18 protein-coding genes are annotated in these 19,647 nt (G+C 66.2%); 12 read left to right on the top strand and 6 right to left on the bottom strand.

Annotation, left to right across the window (positions count from 1 at the left end; translation table 11 throughout):
- Window positions 1-4 precede the first annotated feature (4 nt).
- On the bottom strand, window positions 5-1,114 hold the full coding sequence (locus tag A5782_RS06095; RefSeq protein ID WP_082942794.1) for an aromatic ring-hydroxylating dioxygenase subunit alpha: 1,110 nt from the start codon (window positions 1,112-1,114) through the stop codon (window positions 5-7).
- Between the two features lie 93 nt (window positions 1,115-1,207).
- Between A5782_RS06095 and A5782_RS06090 the strand changes: the two genes are divergently transcribed.
- Window positions 1,208-2,506 (top strand): cytochrome P450, encoded by a 1,299-nt coding sequence (locus tag A5782_RS06090; RefSeq protein WP_369815588.1) that lies wholly within the window; start codon window positions 1,208-1,210, stop codon window positions 2,504-2,506.
- Between the two features lie 127 nt (window positions 2,507-2,633).
- On the opposite strand, the gene A5782_RS06085 is transcribed toward A5782_RS06090, so the two are convergent.
- Both A5782_RS06085 and A5782_RS06080 read right to left on the bottom strand, forming a co-directional pair.
- Complete coding sequence (locus A5782_RS06085; protein WP_067096537.1) at window positions 2,634-2,825, bottom strand: ferredoxin; 192 nt, start codon at window positions 2,823-2,825, stop codon at window positions 2,634-2,636.
- An 18-nt stretch (window positions 2,826-2,843) separates the two neighbouring features.
- Window positions 2,844-5,240: a CoA transferase gene (locus A5782_RS06080; RefSeq protein ID WP_197694127.1), complete on the bottom strand. Its 2,397-nt coding sequence runs from the start codon at window positions 5,238-5,240 to the stop codon at window positions 2,844-2,846.
- Between the two features lie 100 nt (window positions 5,241-5,340).
- On the opposite strand from A5782_RS06080, the gene A5782_RS06075 reads away from it, so the two are divergent.
- Entirely contained in the window at window positions 5,341-6,162 is an 822-nt protein-coding gene (locus A5782_RS06075; protein WP_067096531.1) for a FadR/GntR family transcriptional regulator, read from the top strand.
- Window positions 6,163-6,181: 19 nt separating this feature from the next.
- Window positions 6,182-6,898: an SDR family oxidoreductase gene (locus A5782_RS06070; protein WP_067096529.1), complete on the top strand. Its 717-nt coding sequence runs from the start codon at window positions 6,182-6,184 to the stop codon at window positions 6,896-6,898.
- A gap of 3 nt (window positions 6,899-6,901) precedes the next feature.
- On the opposite strand, the gene A5782_RS06065 is transcribed toward A5782_RS06070, so the two are convergent.
- Entirely contained in the window at window positions 6,902-7,762 is an 861-nt protein-coding gene (locus A5782_RS06065; RefSeq protein WP_067096526.1) for an LLM class flavin-dependent oxidoreductase, read from the bottom strand.
- Window positions 7,763-7,838: 76 nt separating this feature from the next.
- On the opposite strand from A5782_RS06065, the gene A5782_RS06060 reads away from it, so the two are divergent.
- The 9 genes from A5782_RS06060 to A5782_RS06020 all read left to right on the top strand — a co-directional run bounded on the left by A5782_RS06060 (window position 7,839) and on the right by A5782_RS06020 (window position 18,204).
- Window positions 7,839-8,918: an acyl-CoA dehydrogenase family protein gene (locus tag A5782_RS06060; protein ID WP_067096523.1), complete on the top strand. Its 1,080-nt coding sequence runs from the start codon at window positions 7,839-7,841 to the stop codon at window positions 8,916-8,918.
- Window positions 8,919-8,976: 58 nt separating this feature from the next.
- Window positions 8,977-10,068 carry an acyl-CoA dehydrogenase family protein gene (locus tag A5782_RS06055; protein ID WP_197694133.1) on the top strand — a complete coding sequence of 364 codons (1,092 nt, stop codon included), beginning with the start codon at window positions 8,977-8,979 and terminating at the stop codon, window positions 10,066-10,068.
- A complete protein-coding gene (locus tag A5782_RS06050; RefSeq protein ID WP_197694126.1) occupies window positions 10,065-11,222 on the top strand; it encodes an acyl-CoA dehydrogenase family protein in 1,158 nt (385 codons plus the stop codon). Before A5782_RS06055 ends, A5782_RS06050 begins: the two co-directional genes overlap by 4 nt.
- A complete protein-coding gene (locus A5782_RS06045) occupies window positions 11,219-12,154 on the top strand; it encodes an acyl-CoA dehydrogenase family protein (protein ID WP_067096518.1) in 936 nt (311 codons plus the stop codon). Before A5782_RS06050 ends, A5782_RS06045 begins: the two co-directional genes overlap by 4 nt.
- Window positions 12,155-12,256: 102 nt before the next feature.
- A complete protein-coding gene (locus tag A5782_RS06040) occupies window positions 12,257-13,765 on the top strand; it encodes a class I adenylate-forming enzyme family protein (RefSeq protein WP_067096515.1) in 1,509 nt (502 codons plus the stop codon).
- Window positions 13,766-13,807: 42 nt separating this feature from the next.
- A complete protein-coding gene (locus tag A5782_RS06035) occupies window positions 13,808-15,325 on the top strand; it encodes an HNH endonuclease signature motif containing protein (RefSeq protein ID WP_067096512.1) in 1,518 nt (505 codons plus the stop codon).
- A gap of 95 nt (window positions 15,326-15,420) precedes the next feature.
- Window positions 15,421-15,783, top strand: coding sequence for a hypothetical protein (locus A5782_RS06030; protein ID WP_067096510.1), 363 nt, complete (start codon window positions 15,421-15,423; stop codon window positions 15,781-15,783).
- A 104-nt stretch (window positions 15,784-15,887) separates the two neighbouring features.
- Entirely contained in the window at window positions 15,888-16,919 is a 1,032-nt protein-coding gene (locus A5782_RS06025; protein ID WP_067096507.1) for a hotdog fold thioesterase, read from the top strand.
- A 79-nt stretch (window positions 16,920-16,998) separates the two neighbouring features.
- Window positions 16,999-18,204 (top strand): amidohydrolase family protein, encoded by a 1,206-nt coding sequence (locus A5782_RS06020; protein WP_067096504.1) that lies wholly within the window; start codon window positions 16,999-17,001, stop codon window positions 18,202-18,204.
- Here the strand turns inward: A5782_RS06020 and A5782_RS06015 are convergent.
- Together A5782_RS06015 and A5782_RS06005 are read right to left on the bottom strand one after the other, a co-directional pair.
- Window positions 18,196-18,708 (bottom strand): DUF421 domain-containing protein, encoded by a 513-nt coding sequence (locus A5782_RS06015; RefSeq protein WP_067096501.1) that lies wholly within the window; start codon window positions 18,706-18,708, stop codon window positions 18,196-18,198. The genes A5782_RS06020 and A5782_RS06015 overlap by 9 nt on opposite strands.
- 615 nt (window positions 18,709-19,323) lie before the next feature.
- Window positions 19,324-19,647 carry a hypothetical protein gene (locus A5782_RS06005; RefSeq protein ID WP_067096497.1) on the bottom strand — a complete coding sequence of 108 codons (324 nt, stop codon included), beginning with the start codon at window positions 19,645-19,647 and terminating at the stop codon, window positions 19,324-19,326.

Genomic DNA, 19,647 nt, shown 5'->3' with positions numbered 1-19,647 from the left:
CCGGTCAAGCTTTGGCGGCCGCCGGGTCGGGCTCGCCGTCGGCGCTGTAGCCGAAGTCAGACGGCAACGGTTCCTCGCCCGGGTAGAAGCGGTGCGCCCAGCGGCGCAGGGCCGCGTAGTCGCGTGCCTCTTCGGGCGCCAGATTCGGCTTCTCCAGGTATTTCATGTTCTCCCAGGTGAAGAAGTCCTGTTTGATGACCTCTTGCTGCAGCGCCAAGAACCGGGCGGCACGTCCGGTGGGCACGTCACCGCTGTCGCCCGGTTCACGTACGGATGCCTGTGTGTAGAAGTAGTCGGTGTAGTCCTCGTCGACCGGCGTCTGCCCGGTGACCTCGATGGTGGCCACCAGATCGGTCGGGAACCGGACCAGCCCCAGCCCCAACGAGTAGTTGTCGTAAATGATTTTGGCGTCGACCGGCCCGTTGGGAGTCAACCACGTCTTCTCCCGGCCCCCACCGAAGTGGGCGTTGACGGTGGCGTGCAGGTGATAGCCCGCCACCTCGAATGAGGCGGTATTGGCGGGGTTGGCGGCCTTGTGCACGTATTGGACGTGGTACGGGTCGGCGGCGTTTTCGATGATCATCTGCGCGTGCACCTTGACCCGATTGAGCATCCGGCTATGCGGGTGCAGCGGGTAGTACTCGCCGGTTTCCAGCTCGGGCAGCGCCGGCGGCTGCCAGTACGGCGCCCGCCCGTGCCGTTCGTGCCAGACCAGGATGAAGCCGTACCACTCCACGGTGGGGTAGGTGCGGATGTGGACGTTGTTCTTGCAGCCGATCTTGCTGTACGGGATCAGCGCGTTGCTGCCGTCGCCGCGCCACTGCCAGCCGTGCCAGGGGCAGACGATGTTCTCGTCTTCGACCGTGCCGCCAACGCCCATGTTGGCGCCGAGGTGTTGGCAGTAGGCATCCAGCACGCTGACCTTGCCCGAGGCGGTGCGGAACAGCACCAGTTCCTCGCCGAAGTAGTGCAGGCGCTTGACGTCGCCGGGCTTTACATCGTCGGCGAACGCGACGATGAACCACCCCGTCGGAAATCGATAGGTGGACAGTGCAATGCCAGACGGTCCGAACTCGCGTTCTGAGGGGTCTGATTCTGGAATCGTATTCGTCACGAGAACTCCGTTTCCCACGCGGCCGCGCGCTTTTGGCCTGCTCTTACCTCACCGCGTTTCGACGACTAAAGTCTATTTTTACTATTTTAGGCATTGAACGTCAACGCGGGGCCGGCCGGTCGTCGCGTGGTGCCCGAGCCAATGGAGGTTCACATGACGGCTGCGACGGTGGACCTTTCCGATTTCGCCTTGTGGCGTAACGGTTTTCCCGACGAGCTGTTCGCAGAGCTGCGGCGCACCCGGCCGCTTTTCCGGCACGAGCTGACACCGGGTGTCGCCGACACCGTCCAACGCCAATTCTGGGTCGCCACCAAACACCGGCACGCGGTCCGCCTGCACCGCGACACCGAGTCGTTCACCGCGGCCGACGGCCCGCTCATTCAACCGGTCGCCATGTTCTCGTCGTTCCCGACGATCATCACGCTGGACCCGCCGGACCTGAACAAGCGCCGCAAACTGATCTCCAACGCCTTCAACCCGCGGGCGATCGCCAAGCTGGAGAACGGCATCCGGGCGCGTGCGGCGGGGATGATCGACGGCCTGCTCGCCGCGGGCGGTGGGGACTGGATCGAGGACGTCGCCGACGCGTTACCGATGACGGTCATCGGCGACATCATCGGCATCCCGGACGAGGACCGGCCGCGAATATTCGACATCTTCGACCGCATCCTCAAGGCGCTTGCGCCCGAGGCGCGCCCGAGCGGGCAGGTCGAACTCGATCTCTTCGCCCTGGTCTTCAAGTACGCGATGGAGCTCACCGCCGAGAAGCGGCGCAATCCGACAGACGACATCTGGAGCACGCTGGCGTCCGCGGTGATCACCGGCGACGACGGCGAGCAGTTCAGCCTGCCGGAAAACGAACTCGAGTTCTTCTTCTTCGTGCTGGCATTCGCCGGCAGTGACACCACCAAGAACGCCCTGGCCATCGGGCTGCAGGCGTTCGTCGCCAATCCCGACCAGATAGAGCGGTATCGCGAGGATGAAGCGCTGCGGGCCGGCGCGGTCGAGGAGGTGCTGCGCTGGGCCTCGCCGGTGGCGTACTGGACGCGCACCGCGAAGGTCGACGTCGAGATGGACGGCCAGCACATCGCCAAGGGCGAACGCGTGGTGTCGACACTGCGGTCGGCCAACCGGGACGAGGAGGTCTTCGAGTCCCCGTTCGCCTTCGACATCGGCCGGCAACCCAACCCCCACGTGGCGTTCGGGGGCGGCGGACCGCACCACTGCCTGGGCGCGATGCTGGCCCGGGCCGAACTCCGCGCGGTCCTCGACGAACTGCTGCTGCGCTGCGATGACATCGAGATCGGTCCGGCGAAGGTGGCCCATCCGAACCTGACCACCAACATGTCGATCTACGACGAGATGGCCATCTCGCTGACCGAGCGGCGCTGAGTCAGGGGGCGGGGCGCCGCAAGACCCGGACTGGGCGCCTTTCATGCGCGCTAGCGCCGGGTACAGCTAGCGCGCATGAAACTCACCTCATGGCAGGCACACGGCGCCCAGTGGCGCACGTGCTTATTCAGTCCTGCAGCCGCAACGCGGCCTTGGGACATTGGTCCACCGCGGCGCGCACATCGATTTCCAGTCGCGGCGGCACGGGGCCGTCCGCGATCTGCACCACATCGGCGTCACCGAGTTCGAATACTTCCGCCGCAAGCGATTCGCAGAAGCCGTTTGCCTCGCACAAATTCTCGTCGACCGTTACTCGCATCAAATGCCCTCCACTTCTCTAGAGGCCCTTGGGTCGGGTCCCGATCACCCCGCTGGTCGCGAGGCGTGTCAGCTCTTCGTCGGTCAGCCCGCACCGATCACGCAGGATCTCCTCATTGTGCTCGCCCAGCTTCGGCGGCGGCCGCAGCAGCCATTTGTCCTGACCGCCGAGCCGAGCGAACGGCGGGCAGGGGTACAGGCCGAGTCCGGTACTCCCATGATGCAACGCCTCGAAAAAGCCGCGCTCGCGCAGTTGCGGATTGTCCGTGACCAGCGACGGCGACACCACCGGAGCCGCGGGAACACCCGCGCCGGCCAACCGCTCCACGGTCGAATCACGTGGCTGCCCAACAAACCAATCCGCCAGCCTGCCATCGATTTCGTCGGCTCGACCATGGCGCCCGGCGATCGTGGACAAGTCCTCGTCGTCACACCACCCCGGTCGATCCATCAACTCCACCAGCGCCTGCCACTGCGCATCGTCGCGAACGGTGATCGCGACCCAATCGTCGGGTCCGGCGCACCGGTAGATGTTCTGGATCGCGGCGCTGTGACCGCGGTTGCCGCGACGGGTCAACGTCACTCCGAAGACTTCGGACTCGATCGCCTGTATCGCGGTGGCGTTGAGCACGGTTTCGAGCATCGGCAGCTCAACCAGTTGGCCCGTCCCGGTGCGTTCGGCGAAGTTCAGCGCGGCCAGCACGGCGAAAGCGGCGTGCACACCGGCCAGCGGATCGCACGCCCCGCGCGGTGTCACCGGTGGCCCCTCTGGCAGGCCCGTCACCCACGCCAACCCGGCGATCTGTTCCATGGTGGGCGCGAACCCGACTCGTTCCCGCCATGGCCCTTCGACGCCGAACGCGGGCATCCGGGCGAACACAAGTTTCGGGTTGACCTTGCGCAGCACGTCGTCGGTGAGTCCGAATTGCTCCATCACCCGCGGCGAGAAGTTCTCGATCACGATGTCGGCGTCGGCGACCAACTCGGTGAACAGACGACGGCCCTGCTCGGATCCCAAATCCAGTGTGACCGAACGCTTGTTGGTGTTCATCGCGTGGAACACCCAGCCGTACTCCCACCAGTCTTCCACGTCGGTGCGCATGGCGCCCGAGTACCGGATGCCGTCGGGGCGCTGGATCGACTCGACCTTGACGACGTCTGCGCCGAAGGCGGCGAGCAGGTGGGTTGCGGCGGGGCCGGCCCAGAACGCGGTGAGGTCGATGATGCGCACACCGGCCAGCGGTAGCCCGTCCGGCTCCGGCTCGGCTTCGAGTTCCACACGGCGCCAAGGGGACTCGTCATCGTCCTCACCGAGAGGTGGGGTATCGCCGAGGGGCGCGGGCGCGCAGGCCGACATCAGCCAGGGCGGGCGGGGCTGATGGAACCCGGTGGGATTATGGATAAAGACCTCGCGCTCGCGCACGTACTCCAGCTCCCGAATGGTGGAACCGTTGCCCAGCGCGGCGATCGGCAGCCGGAACAGTTGTCCGAGTTCGACGATTTCCGCGACGGTCCGTTCGGCCAGCCACGGATGGATCTGTTCGCGGATCAGGTCGCGGTATTGCCACCGGCCGATTTGAAACCGCAGCTGTTCGATCTCCTCCAATTGCGGACATTCGACCATCGCGGTGAAGTCGAGCCACTGCTGACCGGTGACCATGGTGATCCCGACGTAGCCGTCCTTGGCCGGTTCGATCGATGGGACCTCGGTGGTGCGGCGGATCGGCGGGACGCCCAGCAGCTGCGAATGCAGCCATTCGCTGCTCTGCATCGTGGTCATCGCTTCCAGCATGGACAGGTCCAGGTGCTCGCCGGGTCCGCCGCGCTCGACGCGGCGGCGCAGCGCCAGGACGCCGAACGCGGCGAACACGCCGCCCATGTACTCGCCGAGATCGCCGCCGATGGAAATCGGCGGCCCGGCCGGATCGCCACGGAAGCCGGGCGAGCCGGCCCACGCTTGCAAGGTGAACTCGGTGGCGGCCCGGTCCGCATAGGGTCCGGCCCAGCCGAAGTCGGAGATCGTGACGATGATTGCCCGCGACGAGTGTTCCAGCAGTTGGCGTGGGTCGACACCCAGCGCCGCGGCCCGCGCCGGGCCGGCGGTCACGACCACTACGTCGGCGGCGGCCAGCATGGCGCGAAATCGCGCCGACTCCGTAGCACCTGGGGCGAAAGTCATGCTGCGCTTGCCCGCATTGAGGTAGCTGAAGAACGGCGCGCTGCATCCCGGGGGAACCGAGGAACCGCTGGCGCAGTACCGCCGCAACGAATCCCCTTGCGGCGGTTCGATTTTATACACCTGTGCGCCGGCGTCGAGCAGCAGCTTGCCGCAGTAGCTGCCCGCTATCCGGTCACTGATCTCGACGACACGCAAATCATGTAGCGGTGTCGGCCGGCTTTCGGACCGCTCGCTCAATTGAACCCGCCCTTCCGATCGGCATGCGACCAGAGAAGCTATTTATATCATTACTGCTAAAATAGCTAAGCCAGCGAGTTGCTTGTGTATCGAGGATCGGATGACCGCCTTGGGAATTGGCCCCGACGCCCGGCGCCGGTTGTCGGCGCCGAGGATCGCCGAAATCGTAGCCGATGAGTTGCGCCGTCAGATCATCGACGGCGAGCTCGCGGACGGTGATCTCTTGCCACGCCAAGAGGTGCTCGTCGAACAGTTCAACGTGAGTTTGGTTTCGCTGCGCGAAGCCTTGCGCATTCTGGAGACCGAAGGGCTGGTGTCGGTGCGGCGGGGCAACCGTGGTGGTGCCGTCGTCCACGCCCCGGCGAAGACCAGCGCCGCCTACATGCTCGGGTTGTTGTTGCAGAGCGAGTCCGTCGAGGCCGCAGATCTCGGCATGGCGTTGCAAGAACTCGAACCCGCCTGCGCCGCCCTGGCCGCACGACGGCCGGACCGGGCCGACACCCTGGTACCCGAACTCACCCGGATCAACGAGTCGATGGCCGAAAACCTCGATGACGGCCGGCTTTTCACCGAAATCGGGCGCGAATTCCATGACCACGTCGTCCGCGGCTGCGGCAATCACACGATCATCGCGGTCGTCGGCAGTCTGGAGACTCTGTGGAGCAGCCACGAACGGCAGTGGGCCGACGAGAGCGCGTCCCGTGGCACCTACCCGTCGCTCACTCAGCGCCGCGCTGCGCTCAACACGCACGTCAAGCTGACCGAGACGATCGCCGAGGGTAACGTCGACCGGGCTCGCCGCATCGCGGGTCGCCATCTGGCCGACACGCAGACCTACGTCCTGTCCGGTCGGCACGATCAACGCATCTACGCGCTCTCCCCGCAAGCGTTGTCGCGGCCGCGCGACATTCGGCGCTCCTGAAGGGCGGCTTGCAACGGTCATGCGAACCGCATTGGTCACCGGCGGCAGCGGCGGGATCGGAAAAGGGTGCGCGCACAAGCTGGTTGAGCGCGGTTACGACGTGGTGCTCTCAGCGCGTCGCGAGGCCCCGTTACGCGCCGCCGCCGAGGAGATCGGTGCACGCCACATCGTGTCCGACGCGTCTGACCCGAGCGGATTCCCCGCTGCGATAAGCACATTGGAGAAGATCGACCTCGTTGTTCACGCGGCCGGTGCGCTCGGCGGAACCTACGCACGCAAGCAGACCTTCGAGCAGTGGCGGGCCATCATGTCGGCCAACCTGGATTCGTGCTTCGTGGTGGCGTCCGCGGTGCTGCCGAAGATGACAGCGGGCTCGCGGCTGGTGTTCATCTCGTCGTCTGCGGCACACGAGCCGATGCCGGCCCGCACCGCCTACTCCGCCTCGAAAGCCGGCATGAATGCATTCGCGAGAGCCTTGGCGCTCGAAGTCGACCGCGACGGCATCAGCGTGCACATCGTCACGCCGGGCCCGGTGGCGACCGAGATGCTGCAGGACGTCCCCTTCGAGATGTATGCGATCCAGGTGGCGGACGTCGCCGAGGCGGTTGCCTGGCTGGACACCGTCGACTCGTCGGTGGATCTGCCGGAGATCCGGCTGTCCGCCGTGCAGCGCGGCCCCTTCGCGCGACCGCCTGTCATACCGACCGAAGCCCGCCGCCGCGCGCGACGCGGTTGAGGTCTACGACGCCGGAAAGCCTTTGATCACCGATTCACCGAACTCGTGCAGGGAGTCCGGTGTGGCGAAATCGGCAAACCATACGTAGAACCGCTCGACCCGTTGGGCGGCCAAACGGCCGAAGTGCCCGATCAGCTCGTCGGCATCGCCGCAGACCAGTCCGGATCCGAGATTGCCGAATCGCCGGGTGCTGACCTCGCGCACGCTGTCGGGGTCGTTGCCCGACCGCACAAAGCCCACCATCTGCTGGATCGAAATCCGGGCCGTTCCTGCGGCCGGGGCGAGCTTCGGCAGCCTGTCGAGCTGGTTCGCCGGCAGATTCCACCAATCCGCGTATCTGCGAACGAGTTCCATCATCTTGGGTCCGCTCCCACCCAGAACCAGCGGTATCGGGTACGACCTCCGCGGAGATTGCGGAGCGGGGCCGGACTGCTCGCCGTCGTCACCCCAGTACTGCCTGATCAGTTCCAGGTGGCGGCCGAGTTGCTCGACCCTGGCCCGCGAATCTTGCTGGCCGACATCGAATCTCGCGAATTCCGACGGCCACGACCCCGCTCCGAGGCCCAACTCGAACCTGCCGTCCGAGGCCTCCGACAAGGTGACGGCCTGTTTGGCGAGCACCGCAGGATGCCGGAATGCGTCACACAGCACCAGATGACCGATCCTCAACCGCTCGGTCTTGGCCGCCACCCAGCTGGCAATGCCCATTGCCTCCCAGATGCTTTCGTCGGGCAACCCGGGCGCCTCGAGGTGATCGATGAAGGCGATCCCGTCGAAGCCGCTGGCCTCGGCGTGACGTGCCCGGTCCGCGATGTCGGCCGCCGACAGCCTCACCTGCGGCAGGAACAGATACCACTGGGCCATGCGCCACCTATACGTCGGGTTCCGTGCGATTGCGACGGCACGGCTAGTTTATTATCTTTACTATGTTAGAGGTCTTATGGATGTCGGACTGAACTCGGAGCAGCTGTCGCTGCGCGACACCGTACGCGACATATTACGTACGGAGTCCCCATCCGACACCGCACGCCAAGCGACCACGGATCCGGAGCGCTGGCGCTCTCTGTGGAAGACGGTCGTCGATCTCGGCTGGACCGAGCTCGCCGCCCCCTCAGCGGAAGGGGCCGGTGACTACGGGCCGGTCGAGCTGGCCGTGGTTCTCGAGGAATGCGGCGCCGCCATCGCACCAATTCCGTTGCTGAGCAGCGTCGGTCTGGCCGCGGGTCTGTTGCGCAACACCGGCCTGGACTCGGTGCTGACCGACATTGCGGGCGGTGTCGTGGCCACCCTGGCCGTCCACGCCGAAGGATCCCGGCTGCCCGGGGCGCCGATGACGCTGAGCCAGGGACGCCTGCGCGGCAAGGCAATTGCGGTCCCCAACCTGTCGCGCGCCGAGCTCGTCGTCACGCTCGCGCGCTCCGATGACGGTGACACCGTGGCGGCGGTCGCCCGCTGTGGCGACGGGGTCACCGTGGTGCCGCCGGCCGAATCCACCGATCCCGCTCAGCCGTTGGCCGACGTCGAGATGGACGCCGAGCCCATCGCGGTTGCGCCTATCGACCTGGAATCGGCATGGACTGCGCCGTGGGTGGCTTCGGCCGCCGATCTCCTGGGCGTGGCGAGCGCCGCGCTGCAGCGCTCGGTGGAGTACGCAAAATCGCGGCGCCAGTTCGGCCGGCCGATCGGTGCATTCCAGGGCATCAAACATGCACTGGCCGACAACTACGTCAGCGTCGAACGTGCCCGCAGCCTGACTTATGCCGCGGCGGCGCTGCTCGCCGACCCGGATACGCCACCCACCGATGCGTGGACCGCCGCGGCGCTGGCCAAGGCGGCGGCCAACGACGCGGCGGCCGGTTGTGCACGCACCGCGGTCCAGGTACACGGCGCCCTCGGGCAGACCTGGGAGCACGACGCCCATCTTTACGTCAGGCGTGCCTGGCAGGGCGCCGCCATGCTGGGTGACAGCCGCGCGCTGTATTACGAGGTGGGCCGCCGATTCTGTGGGGGTGCCGCGTGAGCCGCACCGGCGACGATGCAGAGCGCAGCGATGAGGAGGAGCGGTGCCCGTGAGCGCTGTGGTGGAGGAATTCGGCACCTGGTTGGTTGGTTTTCTGCCCGACGACTACTACGCGAACTATCGGCAATACCGCTGGGATCTGGGTTTGCGGCGCGATTACCAGCGGGCCGCGTTCGAGGCCGGGTGGCTACAGCCGACCTGGCCCCGCGAGCACGGCGGTCGATCGTTGGGTTTGCGCGACGCGATGGAAATCCGGATCGAGGCGGCATTGCGGTCGGCGCCCAAGCTGCCCAATGTTCAGGGGCCCGGCGTCGCCGCGCCCGGCATTCGTCAGTTCGGTACACCGGCCCAGATCGAGCGACTGCTCGTTCCGCTGCTGCGCGGTGACGAGTGGTGGGCGCTGGGCATGTCCGAGCCCGAAGCGGGGTCGGATTTCGCCGGTCTGCGTACCCGCGCGGAGCGCGACGGCGATGTGTTCCGGGTCAATGGCCACAAGATCTGGACCACCCAAGCCCACGTGTCGCGGTGGTGCACCCTGTATGCCCGCACGGATCCCGACGCGCCGAAACATCGTGGCATCTCGTGCCTCATTCTCGATCTGCATTCGCCCGGGGTCAGGATCGAACCCATCCGGATGGCGTCGATCTCCGACGAGACGTTCTGCGAGGTCTTTCTCGACGACGTCGAGGTGCCGGCCGCCAATCTACTGGGGCCACTCAACGACGGCTGGAATGTCGCCCTGTCGTCGCTGCACCATGAACGTCAGATGATCTGGATCATGAACTGGGTCGAGATCAAACGCGGACTTGACTCGGTGCGCGGTATCGCGGACTCGAGCCAAGACGTCTACGCCGAACTCGGTTCGCTTATCGCCGATGCAGAAGCGTTGCGCGCCACCGGATACCGTGCTTTGGGCAACGAACTCGCGGGGCGGCCCAGCCCGGAAGCCGACACCATGAAGTTGCTCGGATCGCTTACCTTGCAGCGTGTTTGGGAACTGAGCGCGGCCGCCGCGGGCCCCGAATCGGCCACCGATCCGGATCTGCTGTTCGAGCGTCAGGACGCGTTGGCCGCGACGATCTACGGCGGAACGTCGGAGGTCCAGCGCAACATCATCGCCGAGCGGCTGCTCGGGTTGCCGAAGGGATGACGACAATGGATTACGACCTCGGCGACGACGCCGGACAACTGCGCAGCCATTTGCGCGAGCTGGTTGCCAACCACATCCCCGCCGACTTTCTGGGCGCCTGCACCGAAAACCCGCAGGACCTCGCCACCACCGAGACGTTCTGCAAACTGCTGGCCACCGAGGGGCTGCTGGCGCTGGCATGGCCGAAAGAACATGGCGGCGGCGGTGGTTCGGTCTGGCAGCAGACGGTGCTGCGCGAGGAGATGTGGGCCCAACACGAGCCTCGCGGTCCGCAGTACATGGGGATCAACTGGGTCGGGCCCGCGCTGATGCGATACGGAACAGCCGAACAGAAGGCCAAGCACCTGGCGGCCATCGCCTCCGGAGACGTGATCTGGTGCCAGGGCTTTTCCGAACCGGAGGCCGGAACCGACCTGGTGTCGTTGCGTACCCGCGCCGTTGCCGACGGCGACGGGTGGCGCATCACCGGCCAGAAGGTGTGGACGTCGTACGCGTTGATGGCATCCTGGTGCGTGTTGGCGGCGTGCACCGACCCCGAAGCGCCAAAAAACAAGCGGCTCACCCTTTTTCTTATACCCATGGATCGGACCGGCTTCACCGTCCGACCGATCCCGTCGATGCTGGGACCGCACCACCTCAACGAGATGTTCCTGGACGACGTGCACGCGTTTCCCGGCGATGTGCTCGGCGAGGTCGGCGACGGATGGCGGGTGATGCGCGAAGCCCTGGCTTTCGAGCGGGTGGGCATCGCACGCTACGCACGCTGTGAGTCGCTGCTCGAACGGATGCGCGCCCAGCTCGGCGACGACTGGGATCAGCTGCCCGAAACGATTCGCACCCGGTGGGTGCGGGCGCTCGTCGACCTACGGGTCGCCCGGTTGCTGGCCTATCGCGCCGTATCGCTGCAGGACGATCCGGCGGCGGGGGCGGCCGCCAGTGCCGCGCGCATCATCACCACGACGTGCGATCAACTCGTCGCCGAGCTGCTGTTCGACGTGCTGGGCCCGACGGCGCTGGACAGCGGAACTTCCGCGGCGCTGCACGGAGCGATCGAAGACCATTGGCGTTACGCGCAGGCGGCCACCGTGGCATCGGGCACCATCGAGGTGCAACGCATGCTGGTGGCACGAGACGTATTGGGAGAACACAGGTGAAAACCGAGCTACCGCAAGACATCAGCGACTTCGCCGCCGTCGCGGGCAAGCGGCTGACCCGATTGGGTGGACCGCCGGCCGCACTGCGCGCCGAGACCGACGACGCCGTCCGGCATGCGGCACGTACCGCGCTGAACGATGTCGGTGCGTTCGATCTCGACGTGCGCTCGGGCCCGGATGACCTGCTGGCCGCGGCGGTGCTGTGTCAGGCCGCGGGCGCCACCGTGCTCCCCTATCCAGTGGTGGAGGAGCTGCTGGCGATCGACGGCGCGCGCCTGGCCCTGGTCAATCCGAAAGCCCCGCGCATCGACCACGGCGATCTGGCCGGGGACTGGGTCACCGCGGACCTGGACGGCAATCGGTACCGGCCACAGCCGGGCTCACGGACCGGCGCCAAGCTGGGGCCGTTCCTGGTCCCGGCCACCTTGAGCGCACCCGAGGGAACCGTGCCCGCCGCCGACGTTAACCTTCATCTCGTGCTGGGATCATGGCGGATTCTGGGAGCGGTGCAGCAGTCGTTGCGGATCGTCACCGACCATGTGCGCGCCCGGATTCAGTTCGGCAAGCCGCTCGCGGACTTTCAGACCGTCAGGTTCGCCGTCGCCGACGCGGCCGTTGCGGTCCGTGGATTGCACGAACTCGCGAAGTACACCATCTGCCGCCCGGAATCGCTCGCGGCGCAGATCCATTCGGCCGACGCCCTGATTCTTCGACTCAAGGCCGCCGAGACGGCACGACAGGTGATGCGCACGTCCCACCAGTTGCTCGGAGCCTTGGGCTTCTGCGACGAGTCCGACGTCAGCGTGCTCGATCGGCATACCCAACCCCTGATGCGGTTGCCGCTGGGCACCGAGGAACTCGCGTTGCGCCTGGTGCCACGCGTGTCGGACGGGTCATTCGAGACACTGTTCAGCGAGCCGGTATCGGCATGAACCGCACCGGCGACGATGCAGAGCGAAGCGATGAGGAGGAGCGGCGCAGATGACGACCGCCGGCGACGATGCAGAGCGAAGCGATGAGGAGGAGCGGCGCAGATGACGACCGAACCCGTCGCGGACGCGGTGACCCCGAACCCGCTCGCGGACGGAATCCCATTCGGAATCAAACTGCACCAATTGGCCGAAGAACGGCGCGACGATGCGGCCGTGACGATTGTCGCGCTCGACGGCAGCGCGACCTCGCTGACCTTCGGTGAACTCGATGCCCGCGCCAATCAGTGGGGCCGGGCGCTAGCCGGCCACGGTGCGCAGACGGGTTCCCTGGTCGCACTGGCCATTCCGAACTCGGTGCATCTGGTGCTGGCGACGCTGGGGTGCTGGAAGATCGGCGCGGTCCCCGTCCCGATGCACTGGGATCTTCCCGAGTGGGAGCGAGACCGGGTGCGTGAGGTCATCGACCCGGCCGTCGTCGTCGACGAAAAGAGCCGCTGGGAGCTCGACGCCGGCGCGGCCGGCGAGTCCGATGACGCCTTACCGGTGGCCGTCTCCCCCACCGCCAACGGAATATGCAGCAGCGGGTCCACCGGCGTGCCCAAGGTGATCCTCAACCTGGCGCCGTCGCTGTGGATTCCGCAGCAGGGCGAACCGTTCCTGTCGAACTGGACACCGGTGGCCCAGCCGCAAACCATCATGGTGCCGGCACCGATGTATCACACCAACGGCTTCGCCACCTTCCTCATGATGCTGGGCGGCGACCATCTCGTCATACTCGAAAAGTTCGATGCGGCACTCGTTCTCGATGTCATCGAACGTTTCCGGATCACCAACTTCACCGCCACGCCCACCATGCTGGCACGCATCGCGGCCCGGCCCGACGTGCGGCAGCGAGATCTGTCCAGCATCGTGTTCATCCTGCAGGGTGCCGCGGTGATGCCGCCGTCGCTGCTGCATACCTGGTTCGAACTGCTCAGCCCGGAGCAGATAGTGACGGCATACGGGATGACCGAAAACCTCGGGCTCACCGCCTTGCGCGGCGACGAGTGGCTTGCCCACCCCGGCAGTGTGGGGCGGGGATTCCGGGACACCGAGATCCGAATCCTGGACGCCGACAAGCGACCGCTGGGTCCTGGCGAGGACGGTGACGTATACCTGCGGGCCCCGATGAGCGCGGGTTACCGCTATCTGGGCGGGGCGCCCCCGCTGCCGTCGACCGAGGACGGCTTCCGCTCCGCCGGCGACATCGGCCACCTCGACGAGGACGGCTTCCTCTACATCGTCGACCGCCGAGTCGACATGATCGTCAGCGGCGGCGCCAATGTCTTTCCGGCCGAGGTCGAGTCGGCGCTCGCGGGCCACCCCGGCATCGCCGATGTCGTCGTGATCGGACTGGCAGACCCGCGGTGGGGGCGCCGGGTGCACGCGGTGATTCAGCGCGCCGACCTCGACGGCGCCGCGCCACTGACCGAACAGCAGGTGATCGAGTACGCGAAGAGCCGCCTTGCCCCGTACAAGGCGCCCAAGACCGTCGAGTTCGTCGACGCGATTCCACGCACCGCGGCGACCAAGGTCAACCGCTCGGCGATGATCGAAGCCCGGGGCGGCTGACGCCCGGATCGGTTGTCGGACCGACCCCCTATACTCGAACGTATGTTCGAAGAACGGTCCGGATCGGCGTCACCGCCGGAAGTGATTGCCTGGTTTGATGCGGCTGTCTCGCGCCGCAATCCGCCGGCCACGCCGGAGTCCGCTGCCCTCCTGGACCGGATCTGTTCGTCGTCGCGTGCCGAGAACCGGGCGGCCGGCCAGCGGCTGGCGGCAATTGGCGAGCTCGATGTGTTGCGGCTGCGCGAGTGCGGCGAACGCGAGACCTGGGCGACCGACACCTGGGACGCCATATCCGCGGAAATCGCCGCAGCGCTGCGAATAAGCCACGCGCTGGCGTCGAGTTACCTGAACTATTCGCGCGTCATGCGCACTCGGCTACCAAAAGTGGGCTCGGCGTTGATCGCCGGTGACATCAGTTATTCGACGTTCCAGACCATCGTGTACCGCACCGACTTGATCACCGATCCTGACGTGATGGCCGCGGTCGACGCCACACTCGCCCTACGGGTGCAACGGTGGCCGACAATGACGCGCGGGCGGCTGGCCGCCGCGGTGGATCGGGTGGTGGCCCGGGCAGACCGTGATGCGGTCCGGCGGCGCCGCGAACACCAAGCGAGTCGTCAGTTCTCCATTTGGGACGGCGGCGACGGTTTGTCGGAGGTTTTCGGAAGACTGTTCGCCACCGATGCACACGCCGTGGACGCCCGGCTGAATGCCTTGGCCGGCACTGTCTGTGAAAGTGATCCGCGAACTCTGCAGCAGCGTCGCGCCGATGCGATGGGGGCGTTAGCGGCCGGAGCCGAAAGGCTGCAGTGCCGCTGCGGGCAGCCGACATGTTCCGCCGGCGCGAGGCCGGTGCCCGGCCCGGTCGTGATCCACGTGGTGGCCAACGAGTCCACCCTTAACGGCGCCGGCTCAGACCCTGGCTCGCTCATCGGCACCGACGTGCTCCTCCCTGCGGAGTTGGCTGCGCAACTTGCCGACTCGTCGAGGCTGCGGCCACTGGTGCACCCCGGGGACGCGGCGCCAGAGCGCGGGTACGTCGCCTCTACGGCGCTGGCCGACTTCGTGCGCTGCCGCGACTTGACCTGCCGCTTTCTCGGGTGTGACCGCCCGGCAACGGAAGCCGATATCGACCACACGATCCCCCACTCCCAGGGCGGCGCTACGCACGCATCCAACCTGAAATGCCTTTGCCGCCAACATCATCTGATCAAAACTTTCTGGGGATGGCACGACCAGCAGCTTCCGGACGGCACGGTGATCTGGCGTTCGCCCTCGGGGCGCACCTACGTGACCGCCCCGGGCAGTGCGCTGCTATTTCCGGCCCTCTGCGCACCGACCGGTGAATTGGCTCCATCCCGGCAACCGGACCCCCAGGCCGATCGGTCTGCGGTGGTGCCGCAGCGCCGCGGCACCCGCGTCGCCAACCGCGCCAATTACATCGCCGGCGAACGCCGAGATAACCGCACTTCCCGCATCGCCTGCGAAACGCGCAGGGCGGCAACACAGCTCACCAGTCAAGGTCATCCCCCCGACTCCGAACCACCGCCCTTCTAGTTCCTGCAATTTGGGATCGGTAGCGAAACCAGGCGCAAGACTTTTGCGAATCGTCGGCGGCAAACTTACCGGCGACAGCAGCGAAAGGAAGTGTCGTGGACACCATGCGCGCCCTCAAGAAGCTCATTGCCGGTGCTGTGCTGTCGGGTGGTCTGGCGATAGCCGGCGCGGGGCTGACCGTAGGCACCGCCCACGCCGACAACCCCGATTGGGGCCCCGCGCGCCATTGGTGCCCGGGTGAGCCACTACCGGCGACCGGTAACCACGTCACAGACCCGTTCCGCGGCTGGGACATGAACGTATGTCACACCTACTACTACCTCTGGCCAGGCATGGGCAACGTCTCCAACATGATTTGGGATGGAGATAACCCGCCCCCGAAGCCCCCGCCACCGCCGGCCCTCATCACCAGAGACAACTGCCAGCAGATACTCGGGATCTTCTGCCCCAAGGCTTGACAGGACCCGGGGGCCCCGTTGGCGGACGGTCCGCCGGCCGACCCAGCGCGGTAACCTCATTCTCATAGCGCGAGCAGCGCGCTATGAAAGGGGACCAATCGCTCATGGCCGACCCCGGCGACGACGTCGAAACAACGCGCGGCGACCGCTTCATCAAGACCGCGGTGGCGATACTGGGCGAAACGGGACGCACCGACTTCACCGTGCAAGAGGTGGTCGCGCGCTCCAAGACGTCGCTGCGGGCCTTCTACCAACACTTCAGCAGCAAGGACGAACTGCTGCTGGCGCTGTTCGACCGAACCATCGCGCACTCGGTGCAGACGTGGCGCGGTGAAACCAAGGGGCTGGACAGCACCGCGGCACTGAAATTGCTGATCGACCGGATCAGCCAGCAAGCGGAATCGAGCACCCAGGACAGTCTCAATCGCGCGTTGACTCTCTACAACCAGCACCTGGCCGAGACCCGCCCCCGCGAATACGCCCGGGTGCTCTCCCCCCTGCACGGCCTGATACGCGACATCGTCGGGCAGGGCATCACCGAGGGAGTCTTCAACCCCGGCTTGGACGTCGGTGCGGCGGCGGCCATCGTCATGCAGACGATGATGGGTGCGCAGCGATTGCGTTGGCTCGGTTCGGAATTGAACGGAACGCCGGTCGACGTCGGCCAGCTCTATGACTTCTGCAGCCGCGCCCTCGGCATCCGTGACACCGACGAAGAGTCCGCCGCCCCGTCGCTGGCCGATCTGTTCGGACAGATCGGCATCCGCCCCAGCACCCGCAACGGCGAATTCGCCATGACCATGCCGGTCAGTCCCGCGGTCGTCAACACCTCCGGCGCGCTGCAGGGCGGCCTGATCGCCACGCTCGTAGATGTGGCGGGCGGACAATTCGGGCTCGACTACCTGCAACCGGGCACCACGATGACCACCGCGGATCTGTTCATCCGCTACCTGCGACCGATCCGGCAGGGCGCGGCATTCGCGGTGCCCACGATGCTGCGCTCCGGACGACGCGCGATGGTCATGCAGGTGGACATCTACGGCGACGGGGACGACGAACTGCGGGCCACGGCCACCGTGAATTTCGCCGTCATCAACGGCGACACACCAACGGCGGGCCTGCGGGCCGACGACTAGACCCGCTATACCCTGTTGCGCAAAACTGGTAACGTCGTTACCACAGAGTGAGAATTGAAACTTCTGCTAGGAGATCGCCATGCCGTCCCGGGAACTGCCCTTCCCCGTCTTCGACGCGGACAACCACATGTACGAGCCGCAGGAAGCGCTGACCAAGTTCCTGCCGGACAAGCGCAAGAACGTCATCGACTACGTCCAGGTCCGCGGGCGCACCAAGATCGTGGTGCGCGGCCACATCAGCGACTACATCCCCAACCCGACGTTCGAGGTGGTGGCCCGCCCGGGTGCCCAGGAGGACTACTTCCGCAACGGCTCACAGGGCAAGAGCTACCGCGAAATCCTCGGCGAGTCAATGAAAGCCATCCCCGCCTTCCGGGAGCCGGGCGCGCGGCTGGAGGTCATGGACGAACTCGGCATCGACTTCGCGCTGATGTTCCCGACGCTGGCCAGCCTGGTCGAAGAGCGCATGAAGGACGACCCCGAGATGACCCATGACGTCATCCACGCGCTCAACGAGTGGATGTACGAGCAGTGGTCGTTCAACTACAAGGACCGCATCTTCGCCACTCCGGTGATCACCCTGCCGATCGTCGACCGTGCACTCGAGGAATTGGAGTGGTGCCTGGAGCGCGGCGCGCGCACCGTGCTGGTCCGCCCCGCGCCGGTGCCCGGCTACCGCGGCAGCCGATCGTTCGGCCTCGAAGAGTTCGACCCGTTCTGGCAGGCCTGCGTCCGCGCGGAGATCCCCGTCTCGATGCACGCCTCGGACAGCGGCTACTCCGAGCTGCTCAACATCTGGGAGCCCGGCGACGAATTCCTGCCGTTCAAACCGACGGCCTTCCGCAGCCTGGCCATGGGCCATCGCCCCATCGAAGACGCGTTCGGCGCGTTGGTCTGCCATGGTGCGCTCACCCGCAACCCCGACTTGCGGATCCTGTCCATCGAGAACGGCGCCGACTGGGTGCCGACGCTGTTCCGGGGTCTCAAGGGCGTCTACAAGAAAATGCCGCAGGCTTTCGCCGAGGACCCGATCGAGACCTTCAAGCGGTGCGTCTACGTCAGCCCCTTCTGGGAGGACCGGTTCGCCGAGATCGTCAACATGGTCGGCACCGACCGGGTGGTCTTCGGATCCGACTGGCCACACCCCGAGGGCCTGAAGGACCCGATCACCTTCGTCGACGAACTTGCCGACTTCGGTGACGAGGACAAGGCAAAGATCATGGGCGGCAACATGATGAAGCTCATGAAGGTGTCCGCGCCGGCCAAGAAGCCGGTCTCAGCCTGAACGCTGCCCGGTGCCCGACGGTTCGGCATCGGAGAATACCGAGACCACACCTTTGGTCTCGAACACAGCGAGGCGCACGTCGCCGGGCGCTCGGTGGCCGTGCTGGCGCAAAATCGCGTCCAAGTCGCCCCGAGTCAACCTGCAGCGCTTCAGGTTTGCCTCGTCGACTTCACCGTCGCTGATCAGCACCCGCACCGGAGGGTCGACAAGCCGGCGCACCCACGGGACCAGGCGCAGCCGCGCGACCAGGTCGTGGACAGCGATCAGGGTGAGCAGGGCCGCGGTGCCGGTGAACCACGAGGTGTCGGCGGCTGTGGCGGTGCGCCCCACGATCGCGCCGATCGCGACCGCGGTTACCCAGTCGAAAGGCGTGAACTCGGCGATGGTTCGCCGCAGGACGAGCCGGAAAGCCGTTACCGAGGTGATGAATAACGCCAGTGCCTTGAGCGCCGCGTAGGCCGCCGGCTGCCATCCGTTGAAGAACTGCGCTAGTAGATCACTCATCCTCCCCATCCCCACCCGTCTGAACCGCGGCGCCGCAGCGGCGTGGAAGGAACCGGCCCGCAACCGTGACGACGTCACTGCGAGCCGGACCAGGTCGGCAGCACAATGTCGGATAGGTACCCTCCGAAGCCCGCGGTAAACGGGATAGCCGCTGGACGGCCGCCACCCGTCGCCGCAAGTCTGGGCGAGGTCATGATGCGCGCATTTCGCCGCACGAACGGGGTATACGCCCGCATGGCGCGTGATGCCGCGGTTCTTCGAACGTGTCCGCGCCCGGAAACGATGGAGGGTAGATGAGCGTGGCACCGCACGACGGGAAACCTGTCGATATCGATGACGACGTCGCGTTTCTCACCGAGCAGATCGAAGCTCTCAAACAAGTCGGACTCCGTGACGACGTGGACGACGAAGAGATCTATGACCTGAGCATTAGGTGGGGTACCGCGCTAGCGGGACGACTACCCCGCCTGGGGTACTACAGTTCGCTGGGGCAACTCGGTGACGATGGTCAGCACAGGTTCGAATGGCTGTGTGATCAGCTGCGCGAGTTATCGCCTCTGATAGAGCGGTTCGAGCTGGCCCGGCCGCAGCTTCCGGGATCCACGGACGGCCAGGCTAGCGGTGATCGTCATGCCCGGAAGCGTCTGAGGCGCCTCCTGCGTAGGTGAGAAAGTCTCTGTCGCGCAATCTGAGCGCGGTTCGCGGCTTGGGGCAGTCCGGATTGCGGCAGGTCAGCGCGACCATGTAGGCGTCGGCATCTTCGTTCAAAAACAGGTAACCGAGGTAGAGGGCGTCGCCGACGGCGAAATCGGTTGCGCCGCAGGCTTCACAATGTCCGCCCTTGGCCGTGACTTGTTCGAGTACGCGATGGTGGGCCACTGTATCCAACTTGATCAGCTCGGGGCGTACCCCGATCCCCTCGGTCGCCATTTCGGTCAT

The organism is Mycobacterium sp. 852002-40037_SCH5390672, from assembly GCF_001665875.1.
Classification (GTDB): Bacteria; Actinomycetota; Actinomycetes; order Mycobacteriales; family Mycobacteriaceae; genus Mycobacterium.
The sequence above is the reverse complement of the archived record's forward strand: the minus strand, read 5'-3'. Positions and strand labels throughout refer to the sequence as shown.